Below are 19,954 nucleotides of genomic sequence, written 5' to 3' on the forward strand. Positions count from 1 at the left end.
TTCCAGCTGCCCAATTCGCGCCGCAATAGTGAACGAAAAAGCCGCGCGCCCCGAAGGGGAACGCGCGGCTCAGCCGTACTGCTTTTTGTCTTTGTGTCAGACGGTCTCGGGAAGCTCCTCGAGCCCCTCCGCGACCAGCTTCGCCAGACGGTCGAGCGCGGCGTCCGCGCCCTCGGCGTCGGAAGCCAGCACGATCTCCTCGCCGCCCTGCGCGCCCAGGCCGAGCACCGCCAGCATGGAGGCGGCGTTGACGGGGTTGCCGTCGGCCTTGGCGATCGTCACGGGAACACCGGCCGCCGTGGCAGCGCGGACGAAGATGGAAGCGGGGCGGGCGTGGAGGCCCTCGGCCCAGCCGACGTTGACGCGGCGCTCAGCCATGTGATGCTGCCCTTCAGGTGTCTCACGGTTGTCTAGACCAGTGTTCCATATCGGGAGGCGTGCGTGACGCGGACCCAGGTCCTCACCGGCACGGCCCTTCGGTCCTCCATAGGGTGCCCTCCGTACGCACGGGCCGCGACCCGTACGACCGACCGCCGTCTGTCGGTGCCCGGCCCTACTCTTGCGGCATGGAGACCCCGTCGGACCGGCATGCGTACCCCGCCCACTGGGAGGCCGACGTGGTGCTGCGCGACGGCGGCACCGCGCGGATCAGGCCCATCACGACGGCGGACGCCGAGCATCTGACCAGCTTCTACGAGCAGGTCTCGGACGAGTCGAAGTACTACCGCTTCTTCGCGCCCTACCCCCGCCTGTCCGCCAAGGACGTGCACCGCTTCACCCATCACGACTACGTGGACAGGGTCGGTCTCGCGGTCACGGTGGGCGGCGAGTTCATCGCCACGGTGCGCTACGACCGGATCAACGAGCAGGGCATGTCGGCGACCGCGCCCGCCGACGAGGCGGAGGTCGCCTTCCTCGTGCAGGACGCCCACCAGGGCCGAGGCGTAGCCTCCGCCCTCCTGGAGCACATCGCGGCCGTCGCCCGCGAACGCGGCATCCGCCGGTTCGCCGCCGAGGTGCTGCCCGCCAACAGCAAGATGATCAAGGTGTTCCGGGACGCCGGATACACACAGAAGCGCAGCTTCGAGGACGGCGTCGTCCGCCTGGAGTTCGACATCGAGCCCACGGAGGCCTCGCTCGCGGTGCAGCACGCGCGCGAGCAGCGCGCCGAGGCCCGCTCGGTGCAGCGCCTGCTCGCCCCCGGCTCCGTCGCCGTGATCGGCGTGGGACGTGCGGCCGGAGGAGTGGGCCGCAGCGTTCTCGACAACCTGAAGGACGCGGGCTTCACCGGGCGCCTGTACGCGGTGAACCAGGCGTTCGGGGACGACGTCACCGAGATCGACGGCCTGCCCGCCCACCGCTCCGTACGCGACATCGACCCGGCGGAGACGGTCGACCTGGCCGTCGTGGCCGTGCCCGCCCCGGACGTCCCCGAGGTCGTCGCCGAGTGCGGCGAGCGCGGCGTGCAGGGCCTCGTCGTCGTCTCCGCCGGCTACGCGGAGAGCGGGGACGAGGGCCGCGAGCGCCAGCGCGCCCTGGTCCGCCAGGCCCGCAGCTACGGGATGCGCATCATCGGGCCGAACGCCTTCGGAGTGGTCAACACATCACCGGAGGTACGGCTCAACGCCTCGCTCGCCCCCGAGATGCCGCGCCCCGGACGTATCGGCCTGTTCGCCCAGTCCGGCGCCATCGGCATCGCGCTCCTGTCCCGCCTGCACCGCAGGGGCGGGGGAGTCACCGGGGCCAGCGGGGTCTCCACGTTCGTCTCCGCGGGCAACCGCGCGGACGTCTCCGGGAACGACGTCCTTCAGTACTGGTACGACGACGCGGACACCGATGTCGCCCTCATGTACCTCGAATCGATCGGCAACCCCCGCAAGTTCACCCGCCTCGCCCGCCGCACCGCCGCTGCCAAGCCCCTGGTGGTCGTCCAGGGCGCCCGGCACAGCGGCATCGCGCCCACGGGGCACGCGGTGCGGGCCACCCGCCTCCCGTACGCCACCGTGTCCGCGCTGCTGCGCCAGGCGGGGGTCATCCGGGTCGAAACGATCACCGAACTCGTGGACACCGGCCTCCTGTTGGCCCGCCAGCCGCTGCCCGAGGGACCGCGCGTCGCCATCCTCGGCAACTCGGAGTCGCTCGGCCTCCTGACGTACGACGTGTGCCTCTCCGAGGGGCTGCGGCCCAAGCCGCCGCTGGACCTGACGACCGCCGCGTCCGCCGCCGACTTCCGGGCCGCACTGGAGCAGGCGCTGGCCGACGAGAAGACGGACGCCGTCGTGGTCACCGCGATCCCCGCCGTGGGGGAGGGCCCCTCGGAGGACGCGGAACTCGCGGCCGCCCTGAGCGCGGCAGCCGCCACCGGCCCCACGAAGCCGGTGCTCGTCGTCCACGTCGAACTCGGTGGCCTCGCCGAAGCACTCTCCGCCGCGGCCAGCACGGGGCCCAACGCGCCCGACACCCTGCCCCAGCGCGCCGCCTCCGAGACCTCGGGGACCCCTGGGGCCCCCGAGGCGCCGGACGCCCCCGAAGGCACCCCGCCTCCTGTGGACCGCACTCCCCGCCTCATCCCCGCCTACCCGGCCGCCGAGCGCGCCGTCCGCGCGCTCTCCCAGGTGGCCAAGTACGCCCAGTGGCGACGCGACGCCGCCACGCCCGGCAAGGTGCCCGAGTACGACGCCGTCGACGAGCAGGGGGCCGCCGAGCTCATCACGGAACTGCTCGCCAAGGAGGGCGACCCGCGAGGCGCAGACCTCGCCCCGGAGGACGCCCGCGCCCTGCTGTCCCGCTACGGCATCGACGTGCGCAGCACGCTGCCCGCTCCCGGCCCGGACGAGGCCGCGGAGGCCGCGCACACGCTCGGCTACCCGGTGGCCCTGAAGACGACCGCCCCGCATCTGCGGCACCGCCCCGACCTCGGCGGCGTACGCCTGGACCTGTCCAGCGAGGGAGAGTTGCGGCGCGCCTACGAAGACCTGACCCAGCGGCTCGGCAAGCCCGCCGAACTGCGGCCGGTCGTGCAGGCGATGGCGCCGCGCGGAGTCGACACCGTCGTACGCGCCGTCATAGACCCGGCCGCGGGCGCCGTGCTCTCCTTCGGGCTCGCCGGAGCCGCCTCCGAGCTGCTCGGAGACACCGCGCACCGGCTGATCCCGGTGACCGACAAGGACGCGCAGGCGATCGTGCGGTCCATCAAGACGTCCCCGATCCTGTTCGGCTGGCGCGGCGCGGCCCCCGTGGACACTCCCGCGCTCGAGGAGCTGCTGCAGCGCGTGTCGCGTCTGGTCGACGACCACCCCGAGGTCGTCGGCGTCGCCCTTGAACCGGTCGTCGTGGCCGAGCGCGGGCTGACCGTCCTCGGCGCCTCCGTCCGGCTCGCGCCGCCGCCCGCCCGCGACGACCTCGGCCCGCGCACCCTGCCCGCCGCGTACTGAACCACCTCGAAACTGACCCTCACGGAGAGTTATCCACAGGGGCATCGGCAGTCTCTTTACGGGCCTTAGGATGGACCACATGGCCAAGACCAGTACGACGACCCAAGGGCTGCGAGCGGCGATCGAGCGCAGCGGTTACTACCCGGCTCTTGTGGCCGAGGCGGTGGAGGCCGCGGTCGGCGGCGAGCCGATCTCGTCGTACCTGGTGCACCAGGAGACCACGTTCGATGCGAACGAGGTCCGTCGTCATGTCACCGTCCTGGTCCTGACCGACAGCCGCTTCATCGTCAGCCACACCGACGAGCAGGCCGCCGACAGCACCTCCCCGACGTCATACGCGACGACGTCGACGGAGTCCGTGCAGATCGGCCGGATCTCTTCGGTCGTGCTCAGCCGCGTCGTCGCCAATCCGGAGAAGTACGTTCCGGGGTCGCTGCCCCGCGAGGTCGTCCTCACCATCGGCTGGGGCGCCGTGTCCCGCGTCGACCTGGAGCCCGCGACCTGCGGCGACCCCAACTGCGAGGCGGACCACGGTTACACGGGCAGCACGACCGCGGACGACCTGAGCCTGCGCGTCAGCGAGGCCGGGGACGGCCCGGAGACCGTGCGCCAGGCCCTCACCTTCGCCCAGTCCCTCTCCGAGGCCATCGCGGACGCGGGCCGCCGATGACGCAGGCCGCCTGGGACGACGTAGAGCCGCTGCCCGTCCACTCCGCTCCCGTCCCGGCGTACGGCACCGGATCCCTCGCCGATCTGCTGCCCACCATCGGCGCCCACCTGGGCGTGCCCGGCTGCACCGCCGGCATCTCCGAGCTGCAGCCGGTCGACCGCGCCTGCGTGTTCCTGATCGACGGCCTGGGCTGGGAGCAGCTCAGGGCGCACCCGGACGAGGCACCGTTCCTCAGCTCGCTCATATCGTCCTCGCGCGGCGGTACAGGCCGCCCGATCACCGCGGGCTACCCGGCGACCACCGCGACCTCCCTCGCCTCCGTGGGCACGGGCCTGCCTCCTGGCGCGCACGGCCTGCCCGGCTACACCGTGCGCAACCCGGACACCGGCGAGCTGATGAACCAGCTCCGCTGGAACCCGTGGACGAAGCCGCGGGCCTGGCAGCCGTACCCCACGATCTTCCAGCGCGCCCACGAAGCGGGCATTCGCACGGCACAAGTGTCCGCGCCGCACTTCGAGACGACCCCCCTCACCAAGATCGCCCTCAGCGGCGGCACGTTCTACGGCCGCCTCTCCGGCGAGGACCGCATGGACCTGGCCGCCGAGCAACTGGCCGCGGGGGACCGGTCGCTGGTGTACACGTACTACAGCGAGGTCGACGGGAAGGGGCACCGCTTCGGCGTCGACTCCGACCCCTGGCGCGGCCAGCTCATGTACGTCGACCGCCTCGCGCAGCGGCTCGCCGAGCAACTGCCGCCGCGCAGCGCCCTGTACGTCACCGCGGACCACGGCATGGTCGACATCGCCTTCGACGAGCAGTCCCGCATCGACTTCGACGAGGACTGGGAACTGGGCGCGGGCGTCGCCCTGTTGGGCGGCGAGGGCCGCGCCCGCCATGTGTACGCGGTGCCGGGCGCGGCGAGCGACGTGCTCACGGTGTGGCGAGAGGTGCTCGGCGAGCAGTTTTGGATCGCCTCGCGCGACGAGGCGATCGCGGCCGGCTGGTTCGGCCCACAGGTTGATCAACGTGTGTACGACCGGCTCGGCGACGTCATCGCCGCGGCCCGTGACGACGTGGTGCTCATCGCCTCGCGGAACGAGCCGAAGGAATCCCTGATGGTCGGCAACCACGGCTCGATGACCCCGGCGGAACAGCTCGTACCGCTGCTGGAAGTGCGGTCCTGACCCCTCCGGCCACATCGGCCACGCCGACCACGTCTGCAACCCCCTCACGTCACGCGAAAGGTGCTCAACTCCCCATGTCCGAGCTGGTGTTCTTCTCCGGAACGATGGACTGTGGGAAGTCGACCCTCGCTCTGCAGATCGAGCACAACCGCTCGGCGCGCGGCCTCCAGGGCCTCATCTTCACCCGCGACGACCGGGCGGGGGAGGGCAAGCTCTCCTCCCGCCTCGGCCTGGTCACGGACGCCGTGGAGGTCGCGGACGACCTGGATGTCTACGCGTACGTGGTCGACCACCTCTCGCACGGCGGCCGGGTGGACTACCTGATCGCGGACGAGGCGCAGTTCCTCGCGCCCGAGCAGATCGACCAGCTCGCCCGGGTCGTCGACGAGCTGGAACTCGACGTCTTCGCCTTCGGCATCACGACCGACTTCCGCTCCAAGCTGTTCCCCGGCTCGCAGCGTCTGGTCGAACTCGCCGACCGCGTAGAGGTGTTGCAGGTGGAGGCGCTGTGCTGGTGCGGCGCCCGCGCCACGCACAACGCCCGTACGGTCAACGGCGCGATGGTCGTCGAGGGCGCCCAGGTCGTCGTCGGCGACGTGAACCGGTCGCCGGACGAGATCGGCTACGAGGTGCTGTGCCGACGGCATCACAGCAGGCGGATGACGAGCGCCACGGCACACGCGGCGGCCCTGTCCCCGGACGTGCTGCCGGTCGGCTCGGCCTGAGCGAGACGCAGGCCCCGGGAAACGCCCCGCCTACGCAGCCGGGGGCGCCACCAACGAGAACACCGCCCCCTCCGGATCCGCCACCGTGGCCACCCGCCCGTGTGGACCCTCGCGGGCGGCGGACACCACGTGGCCGCCCAGGTCGGCGACCCGTTCCACGGCCTCGTCCACGTCCTTGACCGTGAAGTACGTCATCCAGTGCGGGCCCTGGTCGCGGGGCAGGGCATGGCCGACGCCGTGCACGGAGGCCACGGGGTGGCCCGCCAGGTGCAGGGTCACGAAGTCGAAGTCGGCGGAGACGACGGCCTCTTCGGAGTAACCGAAGACCGCCTCGTAGAACTTCGCGACGCTCGCGGTCTCCCGCGTCACCAGCTCGTTCCACGCCATCGCGCCCGGCACCCCGGTCACCGCAGAGCCCACGTGCTCGGCGGCCTGCCAGATCCCGAACACCGCGCCCGCGGGATCGGAGCCGATCGCCATCCGGCCGGCTTCCCCGGCGTCCAGCGGGCCCACGCCCACCGTGCCGCCGCAGTGCCGCACCGTCTCGGCCGTCGCGTCCACGTCGTCCGATGCGAGGTAGGGGGTCCAGGCGATCGGCAGGTGGCGGTCGGGTGGCAGTTGGCCGATCCCGGCGACCTCCTTGCCGTCGAGGAGCGCCCGCGCGTACGGGCCGAGTTGCTGTGGGCCGGGCTTGAACTCCCAGCCGAACAGCGCCCCGTAGAACTCCTGGGTCGCGGCCATGCCGTGCACCATCAGGCTCACCCAGCAAGGGGTGCCGGGTGCGCGCCGGGCTGCTGCCTCGGTCATCGTCACTCTCTCCTCGGAACGGATCCCGCGGGGCCCGCGGCTCGGGATCCCACATCTCAGATGGCGCCCGTGCCGATGGTGGCACTCGGTGCCGCGCGACGCTCCCCGGCCGCGCCGAAACCATCGGACTCCCCGCTGAGGATGCCCGAAACGGTGTTTCGCATACGTTTCGGCGCCACGACCCTGCCATGTCCGGTCAATAGACGCTCGGTAGTCGATCGAGCACGCTATACGACCACGAGCGCGCGGGCCAGGGCATGAGCAAGGATGGGCCCATGAATGCCATCATCACCGCATCCGAACTTGCGAGCGAGTTGACGGGTGAGCAGCCCCCCGTGCTGCTCGACGTCCGCTGGCAGCTCAGCCTCGCCAAGGCCGCGGGAGTGCCCGCGTTCGACGGCCGTGCCGAGTACGCGGCGGGCCATGTGCCCGGCGCGGTCTACGTCGATCTGGACACGGAACTCGCTGGTCACGCGGGTCCGGGCGACGGCAGGCACCCCTTGCCCGAGCTGTCCGGATTCGGCGCGGCGATGCGCGCCGCCGGCGTCTCGGCGGACCGCGACGTCGTCGTATACGACGGTGGTCAGGGCTGGGCCGCGGCGCGCGCCTGGTGGCTGTTGCGCTGGACGGGTCACTCGTCCGTGCGGGTTCTCGACGGCGGGCTTGCCGCCTGGAACGGCCCCCTGGAGACCACGGCCCCGACGCCACAGCTGGGCACCTTCGAGCCTGCACCCGGTGCCACCGGTCTGCTCGACGCTGACGCCGCCGCGGCCCTGGCCCGCTCCGGTCTGCTCCTCGACGCCCGCGCCGCCGAGCGCTACCGCGGTGACGTGGAGCCCATCGACCGCGTCGGCGGCCACATCCCCGGCGCGGTGTCCGCTCCGACCACGGAGAACGTCGGCGACGACGGCCGCTTCCGGCCGGCCGCCGAGCTCGCGGAGCGCTTCAAGTCCCTTGGCGCGAACGGCGATCCGGGCCAGGTCGGCGTCTACTGCGGCTCAGGCGTCTCGGCCGCGCACGAGATCCTGGCGCTCGCGGTGGCGGGCATCGATGCCCAGCTGTACGTCGGTTCCTGGTCCCAGTGGTCCGCCGACGAGGCGCGCCCGGTGGCCACGGGGCCGGACCCGCAGTAGCCGTCGCTACGCAGAGGGGGCCCGCGCCGACTGAACGGCGCGGGCCCCCTCTGCGTACAAAAGGTTGCTACTCGTGGTGCAAGAGCCGGCTACTCCTGCTTCTTGCGGCGCGTGCCGAAGACGATCTCGTCCCAACTCGGCACGGCGGCACGGCGACCGGGGCGTACTCCGTCGGCCTCCGCCTGGCGGTCGGTCGTGCCGGTGAGGCGGTCACGGTGGCCGGCGACGGCGCGCGGCATCAGGATGTCCGCGTACGCCGATCCGGCCCCGGCCGACGCAGCGGGCGCCGCCGGCTCCTCCACCTCGGCGGCCGCGGGCGTCTCCGGCTCCTCCTGCGGCGGCTCGGGAGCCACGGCAGGACGCTCGGGCACCGCGAGGTCGCCGCGGTAGCTGGGCACGGCCTCCAGGAGGCTGGTCAGCGAGTCGCGCTCCGGCGGGGCGGACGAGGCGATCGCCGGCAGCTCGGTCTCCTCGGGCTCCGGCTCCGCCGGCGGCGTCGGCCGCTCGAGCTGCCGGTCCAGGGCGCGATCGAGGGGGCGGTCGAGAGGCCGGTCCCTGGGCAGACGGGCGATGCGCGGCACGAACGGGAACGTGGGTTCGGGCGTACCGATGTCGTCGGACTCGCCGATGAGCGAGCGCGCCTCGTCGTCCACGGCCTGGACGAGCCTGCGGGGCGGGTCGTACGTCCAGCTCGCCGAGTGCGGTTCGCCCGCGACCCGGTAGACGAGCAGGACTTCCCAGGTGCCGTCGTCCCGGCGCCAGGAGTCCCACTGGACCGAGTCCTTGTCGGCGCCGCGCAGTACGAGACGCTCCTGCACCGCCTCGCCCAACTGGGGGCCGGCGTTCTCGCCGGGGCGGCGCACAGGGGTCTTCCTGGCGCGCTCGGCCATGAACGCGCGCTCCGCGAGCACGGGGCCCTCGAAGCGGCGCACCCGGTCGACCGGGATGCCGGCGAACTGTGCGACCTCCTCAGCGGTCGCGCCTGCCCGTATACGCGCCTGAATGTCGCGCGGGCGGAGGTGGCTCTCCACCTCGATCTCGATCTGGCCGAGGCGCGGACGGTCGCCACGTACGGCGGCCCGGAGGCGCTCGTCGATCGGCAGCGTGTACTCCGTGCTGTCCGCAGCCTTCAGCACCAGCCGTGTGCCGTCGTTAGAGACGGCCACGACACGCAGTTCGGGCATGGGGACCTCCCGGGTGGTGCCTGCCGACGTCACGTGCGTCGCTGCTTCCGCTAGTCGAGTGTGGCCTGCCCGGGTGCAGCCTGCCACAACCTTGCCGAGTTGCCCGGCGTGTCGGGCATGGGCCCGGGGTCGCCGTTATGGCACGGTTACCTATTCGCAACGCTAAGTGACGGACTCCGTCACCCTGTGCAGCGAACCCCCTCCCCACGGTCCTGGCAGGACCCGAGCACCCTGGCGGGAGACCGGACCCAGGGCTCGCAACAGTACTCCATTCGGGCCACTTGCGTGGATCGGCACGCCGCCGAAGTTCTGTCGGGGGGCGGGAGTTGGGGCCGCGGTCCCACGATTTTGGCGGGCTATGTGTGGGGTCCGCGTGTTCTGCTTCACGAAATCTCCGGAACCGGAACTGATTCCTCCTCCGATACGTCCTTTCTCTTGTGTCCTAGGGAGTTCGCTTACTCTTGGGAGCTTCGCTGTGGCATGGGTGGTTTTGTCGAGAAAGGTAGGCAAGGTCAGAGAATGGGCAAGAAGCCGGAGATCTCCGAGGACATATCCGCGGACGAGCACATATCCGAGGACGTGGAGGAAGAGCCCAGGAGGAAGCGGCTGGATCTGAGCGTCCCGCAGGTGGCGGGCAGTGCGGTCGCCGCCGTCGTGGCCGCGAAGCTCGCCTCCGGCCTCGGTGTCTACGGGACGATCCTCGGTGCCGGTGTGGTCAGTGCCCTCGCCACCTGTGGTGGCACGCTCTTCCAGCACTTCTTCAGGCGCACCGGTGAGCAGATACGCGACGTCCGGGTGGTGAAGCCGAAGACCCGGCAGGTGCCGGTGACGGCGCAGGGCAGGCCCGTGCCCCGTACGTTCCGCTCGGACTCCTCGATGGACGCCACGAGGTCCATGGTCACGGGCTCGGAGCCGCCCGCGGCGCGGCCGGCCGTGACGGCGCTGCCGACCACCACGACCTGGGGGACGGCGAAGACCCCGACCGCGGATGCCGGTGAGGCGACGGCGCTGCCGCAGGTCTCCGCCGTCGAGCAGGTCACCGCCATGGAACAGGTCACCTCCATGAAGCAGGTCTCCACCACCCCCACCGAGGGGACCCAACTGCTCGACACGGGCGCCGTGGCCGACCTGCTGCCCGACGAGGACACCGACAAGACGCAGCTGCTGAGCGCCGCGGGTGTCACAGCCGCGACCGATCCCGAGAAGACCCAGCTGATCAGGCCCGAGGCGATCGACGAGGCGACGCGGATGCTGCGCGCCCCGGACGTCGATCACGCCGATCACGCCGACGGCGGCGCGGACCTCGACGACGAGTTCACCGACGGCACCGTCCACCGTTCACGGATCAAGAGCTGGAAGCGGCCACTGATCGCCGCGGCGGTCGTGTTCGGCGTCACCATGGGCGGCATCACCACGTACGAACTGGTGTCGGGCCACACCTTCGGTGGCAGCGGCAGCGGCACCACCATCGGCGACGCCTTCAAGGGGCGGAACTCCTCGTCCGGCGGCGACACCACTCCGGACACCACCCCGACGCCGTCCGACGACAGCAGCACCGGCTCGGACACCGGTACGCAGAACAACGACGACTCCGGCACCACCACCCCGGACCCGAGCTCCACCCCGACGACGGGTGACACCGGTGGCTCCGACAGTGGCTCGGACTCCGGTTCGGACAGCGGGTCCTCCGACTCGGGTTCGGACTCGGGCTCCGATTCTGACTCGGACAGCGGTTCGGACAGCGGCTCCTCCGACTCCGGTTCGGACTCGGGCTCCGACAGCGGCTCGGACTCCGGTTCGGACAGTGGCAGTACCCCCGACCCGACCTCCGCCCCCACGCAGGGCTCGGACGTCCAGCAGCAGTCGGAGTGACCCGAGGCACGCCCCCGCGGGGGCTGCCGGGTCAGTCGCCGAGGACCCGCCGCAGATAGGCATTGCCGAACACGCGGTCCGGGTCCAGGCGGTCGCGCAGCGCCGTGAACTCGCCGAAGCGCGGGTACGCGCGCGTGAAGTACTCCGCGTCGCGCGTGTGCATCTTGCCCCAGTGCGGGCGCCCCTCGTGGGCGGTGAGGATCTGCTCGGCCGCGGTGAAGTACCGGTGGTACGGCGTCCCCTTGTACATGTGCACGGCTACGTAGGCGGTGTTGCGGTCGGACGCCGTGGACAGTGCGATGTCGTCGGCCGGGGCGGTGCGGACCTCGACGGGGAAGCTGATCCGCAGGCGTGAGCGGTCGACCATGGACTTCAGCTCGCGCAAGCTGTCCACGAGGGCCGCGCGCGGAACCGCGTACTCCATCTCCACGAAGCGCACGCGGCGCGGCGATGTGAAGACCTTGTAGGGAATGTCCGTGTACGTCCGGGAGGACAGTGCCCGGCTGGAGACCTTGGCGATCGACGGGATCGTGGCGGGCACGGCGCGGCCGATCGAATTGGCCACCTGGAACAGGCCGTTGGAGAGCAGCTCGTCCTCGACGAAGCCGCTGAACCTGGAGACGGGGGCCTCCGGGCCCGCGCTGCGGTTGTTGCGCTTGGTGTTGCAGCTGCCCGTGTGCGGGAACCAGTAGAACTCGAAGTGCTCGTTCTCGGCGTGCAGCTCCTCGAAGTCCGTGAGCACCCGGTCGAGGGGCATCGGCTCCTCGCGCGCGGAGAGCAGGAAGATCGGCTCCACGGCGAAGGTGATCGCCGTGACGATGCCGAGGGCGCCGAGACCGATGCGGGCGGCCGCGAAGACCTCGGGGTTCTCCTTCTCGGAGCAGGTGAGGAGGTCCCCGCTCGCGGTGACCAGCTCAAGTCCCTTGATCTGCGCGGCGATCGACGCGGAGTCGCGGCCCGTGCCGTGCGTGCCGGTACTGGTGGCGCCGGAGACCGTCTGCTCCATGATGTCGCCCATGTTCGTGAGCGACAGGCCCTCGCGGGCCAGGGCCATGTTGAGTCGCTTGAGCGGAGTACCGGCCTCGACCGTGACGGTCCCGTTCGACCGGTCAATGCTGCGGATTCCGGTCAACAGTTGAGGGCGTATCAATACTCCGTCGGTCGCGGCCGCCGCCGTGAAGGAGTGGCCCGAGCCGACGGCCTTCACCTTCAGGCCGTCCTCCGCGGCGCTGCGCACCGCCGCTGTCAGCTCCTCGACGGAGGCGGGCGTCACCTCGCGCACGGGGCGCGCGGTGACGTTGCCCGCCCAGTTACGCCAGGCTTCGCTGCTCTTCCGCCTGCCCGTCCGTGTGCCCGGCGCGCCCCGCGTACCCCTCGGTGGCCTGCTCATCGGTGCTTCCTCCCCGCTGCGGAACCGGCCGCTTCAGCCGGCTATAGCCCAGGAGCCCGACAAGGACCGCGACGGCGCCGGATACTCCCGGCACCGCGTACCCGGCATCCGCCCCGGCCGCGTCGATCACCCAGCCGGCCACGGAGGAGCCGAGCGCGACGCCGACCGAGAGTCCGGTGCTCACCCAGGTCATGCCCTCGGTCAGCTTCGCGCGTGGTACGTGCTGCTCGACGAGGGCCATCGTCGTGATCATCGTCGGTGCGACGGACAGGCCCGCGACGAAGAGCGCCACGGCCAGGATTGGCAGGTTCCCGACCAGTTGGAGGGGGATCATACTCACGGCCATCGTGACGACACCCAGCAGCCACCTGGGAGCGGGCGCTCCCTTGAAGTGCAGCAGGCCGAACAGCGCGCCCGCGAGGCAGGAGCCGGTCGCGTAGACGGCGAGCACCACGCTGGCCATCGACTTGTGGCCGAGGTCCTCGGCGTAGGCCACCGTGACGACGTCGATCGACCCGAAGATCGCCCCCGTAGCGACGAAGGTCGCCACCAGAACCTGCAAGCCACGCGCGCGGAGCGCCGATCCGGGGCTGTGCTGTTCACGCGGATGCGGTACCGGTTCCGTGGCGCGCTGCGACGTCAGCCAGAAGACGCCGGCCGCGAGGAAACAGCCCGCCAGAAGAGGCCCCGCCTCCGGGAACCACACCGTGGACAGCCCGATCGAGATGATCGGCCCGAAGACGAAGCACACCTCGTCCAGCACCGACTCGAAGGAGTACGCGGTGTGCAGCTGCCGCGGGACGTCTCCGTAGAGGGCCGCCCACCGTGACCGGATCATGGAGCCGACGCTCGGGACGCAGCCGACGAGCGCGGCGCACGCGAAGAGGGTCCAGTCCGGCGCCGTGTACTTGGCGCACAGCAGGAGACCGGTGACCGCGACGAGCGAGATCACGGTGGCCGGCCGAAGCACCCGGCGCTGCCCGTGCCGGTCGACGAGCCGGGAGATCTGCGGCCCGAGCAGCGCGGCCGACAGCGCCACCGTCGCGGACAGGGCCCCCGCGAGCCCGTAGCGCCCGGTCAGCTGGGAGACCATCGTGACGATGCCGATGCCCATCATGGACAGGGGCATTCGGCCGAGGAGCCCGGCAGCGGAGAAGCTCTTGGTTCCGGGCAGGGCGAATATGGCGCGGTAGGGGCTGGGCAACTCGACTCCGGTAAGGCGTAAAAGCGGTGGATACAGCTTACGCGCGCCACGACCGGGACACACGCGGTTTTCCGCCTGTCAGTGCCGGGTGGCAGGATCGAAGTCATGCCAGACGCGCACGCTGCCAGCCCCGATGCCCGCCCCTACGACGCCCTGCTGCTGCTCTCGTTCGGAGGCCCCGAGGGCCCCGACGACGTCGTCCCGTTCCTGGAGAACGTGACGCGCGGCCGGGGCATCCCCAAGGAGCGGCTCAAAGAGGTCGGGCAGCACTACTTCCTGTTCGGCGGGGTCAGCCCGATCAACGACCAGAACAGGGCCCTGCTCGACGCCCTGCGCAAGGACTTCGCCGAGCACGGCCTGGAACTGCCGGTCTACTGGGGCAACCGGAACTGGGCGCCGTACCTGACGGACACGCTGCGCGAGATGGTCACCGACGGCCACCGCCGCATCCTCGTCCTCGCCACCAGCGCCTACGCCTCGTACTCGGGCTGCCGCCAGTACCGTGAGAACCTCGCGGAGGCGCTCGCCGCGCTGGAGGCCGAGGGCCTGGAGCTGCCGAGGATCGACAAGCTGCGGCACTACTTCAACCACCCCGGCTTCGTGCGCCCCATGATCGAGGGCGTCCTGAAGTCCCTCGCCGACCTCCCCGAGGACGTCCGCGCCGGCGCCCACATCGCCTTCACCACGCACTCCATCCCGAACGCGGCGGCCGACACCTCCGGGCGGACCGAGGAGCACGGCGACGGGGGCGCGTACGTGAAGCAGCACCTGGACGTCGCGCAGCTCATCGCCGACGCGGTGCGCGAGGAGACCGGCGTCGCCCACCCCTGGCAGCTCGTCTACCAGTCGCGTTCCGGCGCCCCGCACATCCCGTGGCTCGAGCCCGACATCTGCGACCACCTGGAGGAGCGCCACGCGGCGGGCGTCCCGGCCGTCGTCATGGCGCCCATCGGCTTCGTCTCCGACCATATGGAGGTCCTCTACGACCTCGACACCGAGGCCGAGGCGAAGGCCGCGGAGCTGGGCCTTCCGGTGCGCCGCTCCGCCACCGTGGGAGCCGACCCGCGCTTCGCCGCCGCCGTACGGGAGTTGGCCCTTGAGCGGGCCGCCACCGAGAGCGGCAGGAACGTCACGCCTTGCGCTCTGGGTGCGCTCGGCGCCAGCCACGACCTGTGTCCCGTGGGCTGCTGCCCCGCCCGCACCCCCAAGCCGGCCGCCGCCGGCGCCGACAGCTCGTACGCGTAAGGACAGTGACGTGACCGACCCCAAGGCCACTACCGACCCCAAGGCCACTGAGGCCGCCCCCACTGCCGACGACCTCGCGTCGCTCAAGGCGGAACTGCTCGAGATCGCCCTGGAGGCGGCGGCACGGGCCGGTGTGTTCCTGCGCGACGGCAGGCCCGAGGACCTCGGCGTCGCCGCCACCAAGACGAGCGCCGTCGACGTCGTCACCGAGATGGACATCGCCTCCGAGAAGCTGATCACGGACTACCTGGCCGAGCGCCGCCCCGACGACGGGGTGCTCGGCGAGGAGGGCTCCTCCGTGGAGGGCACCAGCGGCATCCAGTGGGTGATCGACCCCATCGACGGAACCGTCAACTACCTTTACGGGCGCCCCGATTGGTCCGTCTCCATCGCGGCCCGCAAGGACGGCGAGACGCTCGTCGGCGTCGTCGCCGCCCCGATGCGCGCCGAGACCTACCGCGCCGTCCTCGGCGAGGGCGCCTTCGTGAACGACCGACCCGCGCGCGTGCGCGTGGCGCCGCCCCTCGAGCAGGCCCTGGTCGGCACCGGCTTCGGCTACCTGGAGTCGCGCCGCGCCCGCCAGGCGGAGGTGCTGGGGCATTTGGTGCCGCGCGTGCGCGACATCCGGCGCGGTGGCTCGGCCGCCATCGACCTGTGCGACGTGGCGCTCGGCCGCATGGACGCGTACTACGAACGCGGCCTGAACCCCTGGGACTTCGCGGCAGGCGACCTCATCGCGCGCGAGGCGGGCGCCCTCACCGGCGGCCGCCCCGGGGAGCCGCTCTCGCCGGAGCTGACCGTCGCGGCGCCCCCCGGCGTCTTCGAGCCGCTTCAGAACTGGCTGGAAGAACTCGGCGCCTGGCACGACTGAGCGTCCCGGCTCACGGCACACGAGCTAGCGGCAGACAAGCTCGCGGAACACGAGCCCACGGCATACGAAAAGGCCCCGGCGCCCGCCTGGATCAACCAGACGCCGGGGCCCTCGTACGTGCGTCAGACGCTCGAGGCGTGAACCTCCACGCCGTGCTCCGCGGCGAGGCGGCGGAGGTCGTCCAGCTCACCCTGCTCGACCTCGGCAAGGAAGTCGTCACCGGTCTCGCGCGCCAGCGTCAGGTCGGTCTCCGCCGCCCTAATGCGCTGCAGAAGTCCTGCGGTGAATGCGTCCATGGTTGCGCCCCCTCGTCCTGGGTCGTGGGTCGATGGCACGGGGGTGTGCCCTAGGAAGGGGCGATCACGTCCCCGAGCCGTCCCTGGTGGAGAGCGGTCTCGACAGCGGCTCGTGGCATGCCACATACAAAGCGTGATCGCGGATGTACAGCCGTCCTCCCCAAGGCTCCATCCGGAGAAACCTCGACCCATCCAGAAAATCCGCATTCCCCGGGTCGCCCGTCCGTCTTACAGCCGGTTTATGGCCGAAAGGGGCAGGATGGTGGCCACAGCTCAACACCCGGCCTGCCCGCGCGCCCGAGAAGCGCGCTGGTGGGCGACCAGAGGAAGGACAAGCGACGTGCGCGTACTCGTCGTCGAGGACGAGCAACTGCTCGCCGATGCGGTGGCCACCGGACTCCGCCGGGAGGCCATGGCCGTCGACGTCGTGTACGACGGTGCGGCCGCCCTGGAGCGCATCGGCGTCAACGACTATGACGTGGTCGTTCTCGACCGCGATCTCCCGCTCGTGCACGGCGACGACGTCGCCCGCAAGCTCGTCGAGCTGGGCATGCCCACCCGCATCCTCATGCTGACCGCCTCCGGCGACGTCAGCGACCGCGTGGAGGGCCTGGAGATCGGGGCGGACGACTACCTCCCCAAGCCCTTCGCGTTCAGCGAGCTGACGGCCCGTGTACGGGCCCTCGGGCGGCGTACGAGCATGCCGCTGCCGCCCGTGCTCGAGCGCGCGGGGATCAAGCTCGACCCGAACCGCCGCGAGGTGTTCAGGGACGGCAAGGAGATCCAGCTCGCTCCCAAGGAGTTCGCCGTCCTCGAGGTGCTGCTGCGCAGCGAGGGTGCCGTCGTCTCGGCCGAGCAGCTCCTGGAGAAGGCCTGGGACGAGAACACGGACCCGTTCACGAACGTCGTGCGGGTCACCGTGATGACCCTGCGCCGCAAGCTGGGCGAGCCCGCCGTCATCGTCACCGTGCCCGGCTCGGGCTACCGGATCTGATCCCTAGATGGCCGCCGCACCCGCGCCACCCTCTCCGGCGCCACCGAAACCGACATGGAAGCCCGGGACGAAGGCGGAGCCGCCCTTCCCCTGGCTCCGCCCGACCATCCGGATACGGCTCACGCTGCTGTACGGCGGCATGTTCCTGATCGCGGGCATCCTGCTGCTCTCGATCATCTACCTCCTGGCCGCGCAGGCCCTCGACGTGGGCGGCGACCTGCCGTTCAAGGTCACCGACGGGCATGTCATCAGCACCAGCTGCAACTTCCCGTCGGGGAACATCTCGGCGAGCGAGCTGAACGACCTGATGAACGGCTGCGTCAACAAGCAGCGCCAGCACGCTCTGGACGTACTCCTCAGCCGCTCCCTGATGGCCCTGATGGGCCTCGCCGTCATCGCCTTCGCCTTCGGCTACGCCATGGCGGGCCGCGTCCTGTCCCCGCTCGGCCGGATCACGCGCACCGCGCGCCGGGTCGCCGGCACGGACCTGACGCGCCGCATCGAGCTGGACGGGCCGGACGACGAGCTGAAGGAGCTGTCGGACACCTTCGACGAGATGCTGGACCGCCTGGAGCGCGCCTTCACGGCGCAGCAGCGCTTCGTCGGGAACGCCTCCCATGAGCTGCGTACACCGCTCGCGATCAACCGCACCCTCCTGGAGGTGCACCTCTCCGATCCGGGCGCCCCTGTGGAGCTCCAGCAGCTCGGCAAGACGCTGCTGGCCACGAACGAGCGCAGTGAGCAGCTCGTGGAGGGCCTGCTGCTGCTCGCCCGCAGCGACAACCAGATCGTCGAGCGCAAGCCCGTGGACCTGGCGGAGGTCGCCTCGCAGGCGATCGACCAGGCCAGGGCCGAGGCCGACGAGAAGGGCGTGGAGATCCGCGGGGAGTGCAAGGAAGCGGTGATCCAGGGCAACGGTGTGCTCCTGGAGCGCATCGCCCTGAACCTCGTGCAGAACGCCGTCCGCTACAACATCCCCGAAGGGGGATGGGTGGAGGTGGACACGGAGGCCCAGCACGGCCAGGCGGTCCTGGTGGTCGCGAACACGGGCCCGGTGGTCCCCGCGTACGAGATCGACAATCTTTTCGAGCCGTTCAGGCGGCTGCGCACCGAGCGCACCGGCAGCGACAAGGGCGTGGGCCTCGGGCTCTCCATCGCCCGGTCGGTCGCGCGCGCCCACGGGGGTCGCATCACCGCCGAGCCACGCGAGGGGGGTGGGCTCGTGATGCGGGTCACCCTGCCGATCTAGGCCGGTTCAACGTGCGTGCGGCCCATGGATCTGACATGCTTCCGCCGACGCGCTGGGGAGTTCGCTTTTGGCTGAATTTTCCGGACCTGCGCCGGAGATCTCCGTGTGTGATCGATCACATGGGCGTTTTTTCGGCCGTCCACTCTCCGTGATCGCAAAAGCCGTGTGAAAGCCGGGAAAGTCCGGGTTTTCGGGCGCCTTGATCACGGGAAGTACACGGGGTGGCGCCCGTGCAGTGCGGCAATCGGACCGTGTACGGTCCGGTTCGCCACCCAAGACGATCACTCGTGAGGGATCCAGTTGGGTGTCGATTGAGTAACAGACCTTGATGTGAGGCAAAATCTCCGCCTCAGGTCGGGCACAAGTCCGGCCTCTCATGCGTTACGGCGCTTGAGACACCGCAGACACCCAGAGGGGGAGAGCGACATGGCAACGGATTACGACACCCCACGCAAGACCGATGACGACCTCAATGAAGACAGCATTGAGGAACTGAAGTCCAGGCGTAACGACAAGTCGGCTTCGAACGTCGACGTGGACGAGTTCGAGGCGGCGGAGGGCCTGGAGCTTCCGGGCGCCGACCTCTCGAATGAGGAGCTGGCCGTCCGTGTCCTGCCCAAGCAGCAGGACGAGTTCACCTGCATGAGCTGCTTCCTGGTGCACCACCGCAGCCAGCTCGCGCGGGAGAAGAACGGACAGCCCATCTGCCGCGACTGCGACTGAGGCAGGGTCGGGCATGACCAGCTCGACCCCGCCCTGGAAGCGCCGTTCCCGCAACAAGAAGGTCAGCGGGACGGCTCAAGGCCCGTCAGAGGCCGTGCGTGACGACGAGCGAGGCTCTTTCCCAGGAGCACCTGGTGCAGCATCGGGTGCCCCCGGAGAAGAAGCCTCGCTCGAATCGGCGGACGACCATGAGTCGGCGGGCGACCTGCCGGTGGCCCCGGCGGCCGGCAGCGACGGTGCGCGCAGGGGTGGCGTCGTCGCGAGAGGCGCCAGAACAGCCAGAACGGGGCTGGCCAAGGGCGGCGCGGCCGCCAAGGCCTCGATCGGCTATCTCGCCGATCGCATCATCGAGAACGCGCCGCGGGTTCCCGTGCGGGACCTGGCGACCCTCCGCAAGCAGTTCCCGGGTCTCGACCCCGAACAGCTCGCGGACAAGCTGGTCACGGGCGCGGCCGCCGCGACATCCACCGTGGGCGCGGGAGTCGGCGTCGCCGCGATGCTGCCCGTTCCGCCCGCGATGCCGACCGAACTGGCCGCGGAGGTGACCGGTGTGGCCGCGATCGAGCTGAAGTTGATCGCCGAGCTGCACGAGGTCTACGGACTGCGGCCGCCAGGGACTCTGAAGGGCCGCAGCGGCGCCTATCTGACCGCGTGGACGGAAGAGCGCGGCATCGACGTGACGAAGCCGACTACGGTCAATGCGGCGCTCGGCGTACAGATGAAGCGCGAGCTTCGACAGCAGATCATGAAGCGGATGGTGCGGAACCTTCCGAGCCTGACGCCGTTCATGATCGGCGCGGCCGTGGGGGCGCTCATGAACCGGCGCGACACCAGGAAGCTGGCCGAGCGGGTACGTCAGGACCTGCGGCGGCACCAGGTGCCCTGGGAGGCGCTGACCGAACTGCCGCCCCTGGAGGAGCCGCCCGACGCCCTGGAGATCGGGGCCTGATTCCGCCCCTGATCCCGCCCTCGT

The 19,954-nt window shown here is 70.8% G+C and carries 18 protein-coding genes; 12 read left to right on the plus strand and 6 right to left on the minus strand.

Features of this window, described 5'->3' with window-relative positions; genetic code table 11:
• Positions 1 to 96: 96 nt before the first annotated feature.
• Positions 97 to 378 (minus strand): HPr family phosphocarrier protein, encoded by a 282-nt coding sequence (locus OHA73_RS31625; protein ID WP_030021209.1) that lies wholly within the window; start codon positions 376 to 378, stop codon positions 97 to 99.
• A gap of 188 nt (positions 379 to 566) precedes the next feature.
• Here OHA73_RS31625 and OHA73_RS31630 point away from each other — a divergent pair, with 188 nt between their 5' ends.
• From OHA73_RS31630 to OHA73_RS31645, 4 genes are all read left to right on the plus strand, one after another.
• Positions 567 to 3,434 (plus strand): bifunctional acetate--CoA ligase family protein/GNAT family N-acetyltransferase, encoded by a 2,868-nt coding sequence (locus OHA73_RS31630; RefSeq protein ID WP_327656713.1) that lies wholly within the window; start codon positions 567 to 569, stop codon positions 3,432 to 3,434.
• Positions 3,435 to 3,513: 79 nt separating this feature from the next.
• On the plus strand, positions 3,514 to 4,104 hold the full coding sequence (locus tag OHA73_RS31635; RefSeq protein WP_266714981.1) for a DUF5998 family protein: 591 nt from the start codon (positions 3,514 to 3,516) through the stop codon (positions 4,102 to 4,104).
• Positions 4,101 to 5,288: an alkaline phosphatase family protein gene (locus tag OHA73_RS31640; RefSeq protein WP_266714982.1), complete on the plus strand. Its 1,188-nt coding sequence runs from the start codon at positions 4,101 to 4,103 to the stop codon at positions 5,286 to 5,288. The genes OHA73_RS31635 and OHA73_RS31640 overlap by 4 nt, the downstream gene beginning before the upstream one ends.
• Positions 5,289 to 5,362: 74 nt before the next feature.
• Positions 5,363 to 6,013, plus strand: coding sequence for a thymidine kinase (locus OHA73_RS31645; RefSeq protein ID WP_266714983.1), 651 nt, complete (start codon positions 5,363 to 5,365; stop codon positions 6,011 to 6,013).
• A gap of 30 nt (positions 6,014 to 6,043) precedes the next feature.
• On the opposite strand, the gene OHA73_RS31650 is transcribed toward OHA73_RS31645, so the two are convergent.
• Positions 6,044 to 6,820, minus strand: a complete 777-nt coding sequence (locus OHA73_RS31650; RefSeq protein WP_327656714.1) for a VOC family protein — start codon at positions 6,818 to 6,820, stop codon at positions 6,044 to 6,046.
• Between the two features lie 275 nt (positions 6,821 to 7,095).
• Between OHA73_RS31650 and OHA73_RS31655 the strand changes: the two genes are divergently transcribed.
• Positions 7,096 to 7,953, plus strand: coding sequence for a sulfurtransferase (locus OHA73_RS31655; protein WP_327656715.1), 858 nt, complete (start codon positions 7,096 to 7,098; stop codon positions 7,951 to 7,953).
• An 89-nt stretch (positions 7,954 to 8,042) separates the two neighbouring features.
• On the opposite strand, the gene sepH is transcribed toward OHA73_RS31655, so the two are convergent.
• Positions 8,043 to 9,137, minus strand: a complete 1,095-nt coding sequence (gene sepH, locus OHA73_RS31660) for a septation protein SepH (RefSeq protein ID WP_266714986.1) — start codon at positions 9,135 to 9,137, stop codon at positions 8,043 to 8,045.
• Between the two features lie 519 nt (positions 9,138 to 9,656).
• Here sepH and OHA73_RS31665 point away from each other — a divergent pair.
• Positions 9,657 to 11,009, plus strand: a complete 1,353-nt coding sequence (locus tag OHA73_RS31665; protein WP_327656716.1) for a hypothetical protein — start codon at positions 9,657 to 9,659, stop codon at positions 11,007 to 11,009.
• A 31-nt stretch (positions 11,010 to 11,040) separates the two neighbouring features.
• Here the strand turns inward: OHA73_RS31665 and OHA73_RS31670 are convergent, their stop codons facing one another.
• Positions 11,041 to 12,399, minus strand: a complete 1,359-nt coding sequence (locus OHA73_RS31670; protein ID WP_327656717.1) for a D-arabinono-1,4-lactone oxidase — start codon at positions 12,397 to 12,399, stop codon at positions 11,041 to 11,043.
• Positions 12,320 to 13,603, minus strand: a complete 1,284-nt coding sequence (locus tag OHA73_RS31675; RefSeq protein ID WP_327656718.1) for an MFS transporter — start codon at positions 13,601 to 13,603, stop codon at positions 12,320 to 12,322. The genes OHA73_RS31670 and OHA73_RS31675 overlap by 80 nt, the downstream gene beginning before the upstream one ends.
• A 105-nt stretch (positions 13,604 to 13,708) precedes the next feature.
• On the opposite strand from OHA73_RS31675, the gene OHA73_RS31680 reads away from it, so the two are divergent.
• Positions 13,709 to 14,848: a ferrochelatase gene (locus tag OHA73_RS31680; protein WP_327656719.1), complete on the plus strand. Its 1,140-nt coding sequence runs from the start codon at positions 13,709 to 13,711 to the stop codon at positions 14,846 to 14,848.
• Positions 14,849 to 14,942: 94 nt separating this feature from the next.
• Entirely contained in the window at positions 14,943 to 15,719 is a 777-nt protein-coding gene (locus tag OHA73_RS31685; RefSeq protein ID WP_266718945.1) for an inositol monophosphatase family protein, read from the plus strand.
• A 122-nt stretch (positions 15,720 to 15,841) separates the two neighbouring features.
• Here the strand turns inward: OHA73_RS31685 and OHA73_RS31690 are convergent, their stop codons facing one another.
• Entirely contained in the window at positions 15,842 to 16,015 is a 174-nt protein-coding gene (locus OHA73_RS31690) for a hypothetical protein (RefSeq protein WP_266714991.1), read from the minus strand.
• 340 nt (positions 16,016 to 16,355) lie between these two features.
• Here OHA73_RS31690 and OHA73_RS31695 point away from each other — a divergent pair, with 340 nt between their 5' ends.
• From OHA73_RS31695 to OHA73_RS31710, 4 genes are all read left to right on the plus strand, one after another.
• Positions 16,356 to 17,009 carry a response regulator transcription factor gene (locus tag OHA73_RS31695; protein ID WP_266714992.1) on the plus strand — a complete coding sequence of 218 codons (654 nt, stop codon included), beginning with the start codon at positions 16,356 to 16,358 and terminating at the stop codon, positions 17,007 to 17,009.
• Between the two features lie 7 nt (positions 17,010 to 17,016).
• Positions 17,017 to 18,258 carry a sensor histidine kinase gene (locus OHA73_RS31700; protein WP_266714993.1) on the plus strand — a complete coding sequence of 414 codons (1,242 nt, stop codon included), beginning with the start codon at positions 17,017 to 17,019 and terminating at the stop codon, positions 18,256 to 18,258.
• Positions 18,259 to 18,684: 426 nt separating this feature from the next.
• A complete protein-coding gene (locus OHA73_RS31705; protein WP_018535993.1) occupies positions 18,685 to 18,981 on the plus strand; it encodes a DUF4193 domain-containing protein in 297 nt (98 codons plus the stop codon).
• A 13-nt stretch (positions 18,982 to 18,994) separates the two neighbouring features.
• Positions 18,995 to 19,930, plus strand: a complete 936-nt coding sequence (locus OHA73_RS31710; RefSeq protein WP_327656720.1) for a hypothetical protein — start codon at positions 18,995 to 18,997, stop codon at positions 19,928 to 19,930.
• The last annotated feature ends 24 nt before the right edge of the window (positions 19,931 to 19,954 follow it).

This window comes from Streptomyces sp. NBC_00483 (genome assembly GCF_036013745.1).
GTDB lineage: Bacteria > Actinomycetota > Actinomycetes > Streptomycetales > Streptomycetaceae > Streptomyces.

What these genes read in the sequence shown, in the direction of transcription:
- OHA73_RS31625 (WP_030021209.1), bottom strand. Translation starts at nt 378, where the DNA reads ATGGCTGAGCGCCGCGTCAACGTCGGCTGGGCCGAGGGCCTCCACGCC.
- OHA73_RS31630 (WP_327656713.1), top strand. Translation starts at nt 567, where the DNA reads ATGGAGACCCCGTCGGACCGGCATGCGTACCCCGCCCACTGGGAGGCC.
- OHA73_RS31635 (WP_266714981.1), top strand. Translation starts at nt 3,514, where the DNA reads ATGGCCAAGACCAGTACGACGACCCAAGGGCTGCGAGCGGCGATCGAG.
- OHA73_RS31640 (WP_266714982.1), top strand. Translation starts at nt 4,101, where the DNA reads ATGACGCAGGCCGCCTGGGACGACGTAGAGCCGCTGCCCGTCCACTCC.
- OHA73_RS31645 (WP_266714983.1), top strand. Translation starts at nt 5,363, where the DNA reads ATGTCCGAGCTGGTGTTCTTCTCCGGAACGATGGACTGTGGGAAGTCG.
- OHA73_RS31650 (WP_327656714.1), bottom strand. Translation starts at nt 6,820, where the DNA reads ATGACCGAGGCAGCAGCCCGGCGCGCACCCGGCACCCCTTGCTGGGTG.
- OHA73_RS31655 (WP_327656715.1), top strand. Translation starts at nt 7,096, where the DNA reads ATGAATGCCATCATCACCGCATCCGAACTTGCGAGCGAGTTGACGGGT.
- sepH (WP_266714986.1), bottom strand. Translation starts at nt 9,137, where the DNA reads ATGCCCGAACTGCGTGTCGTGGCCGTCTCTAACGACGGCACACGGCTG.
- OHA73_RS31665 (WP_327656716.1), top strand. Translation starts at nt 9,657, where the DNA reads ATGGGCAAGAAGCCGGAGATCTCCGAGGACATATCCGCGGACGAGCAC.
- OHA73_RS31670 (WP_327656717.1), bottom strand. Translation starts at nt 12,399, where the DNA reads ATGAGCAGGCCACCGAGGGGTACGCGGGGCGCGCCGGGCACACGGACG.
- OHA73_RS31680 (WP_327656719.1), top strand. Translation starts at nt 13,709, where the DNA reads ATGCCAGACGCGCACGCTGCCAGCCCCGATGCCCGCCCCTACGACGCC.
- OHA73_RS31690 (WP_266714991.1), bottom strand. Translation starts at nt 16,015, where the DNA reads ATGGACGCATTCACCGCAGGACTTCTGCAGCGCATTAGGGCGGCGGAG.
- OHA73_RS31700 (WP_266714993.1), top strand. Translation starts at nt 17,017, where the DNA reads ATGGCCGCCGCACCCGCGCCACCCTCTCCGGCGCCACCGAAACCGACA.
- OHA73_RS31705 (WP_018535993.1), top strand. Translation starts at nt 18,685, where the DNA reads ATGGCAACGGATTACGACACCCCACGCAAGACCGATGACGACCTCAAT.
- OHA73_RS31710 (WP_327656720.1), top strand. Translation starts at nt 18,995, where the DNA reads ATGACCAGCTCGACCCCGCCCTGGAAGCGCCGTTCCCGCAACAAGAAG.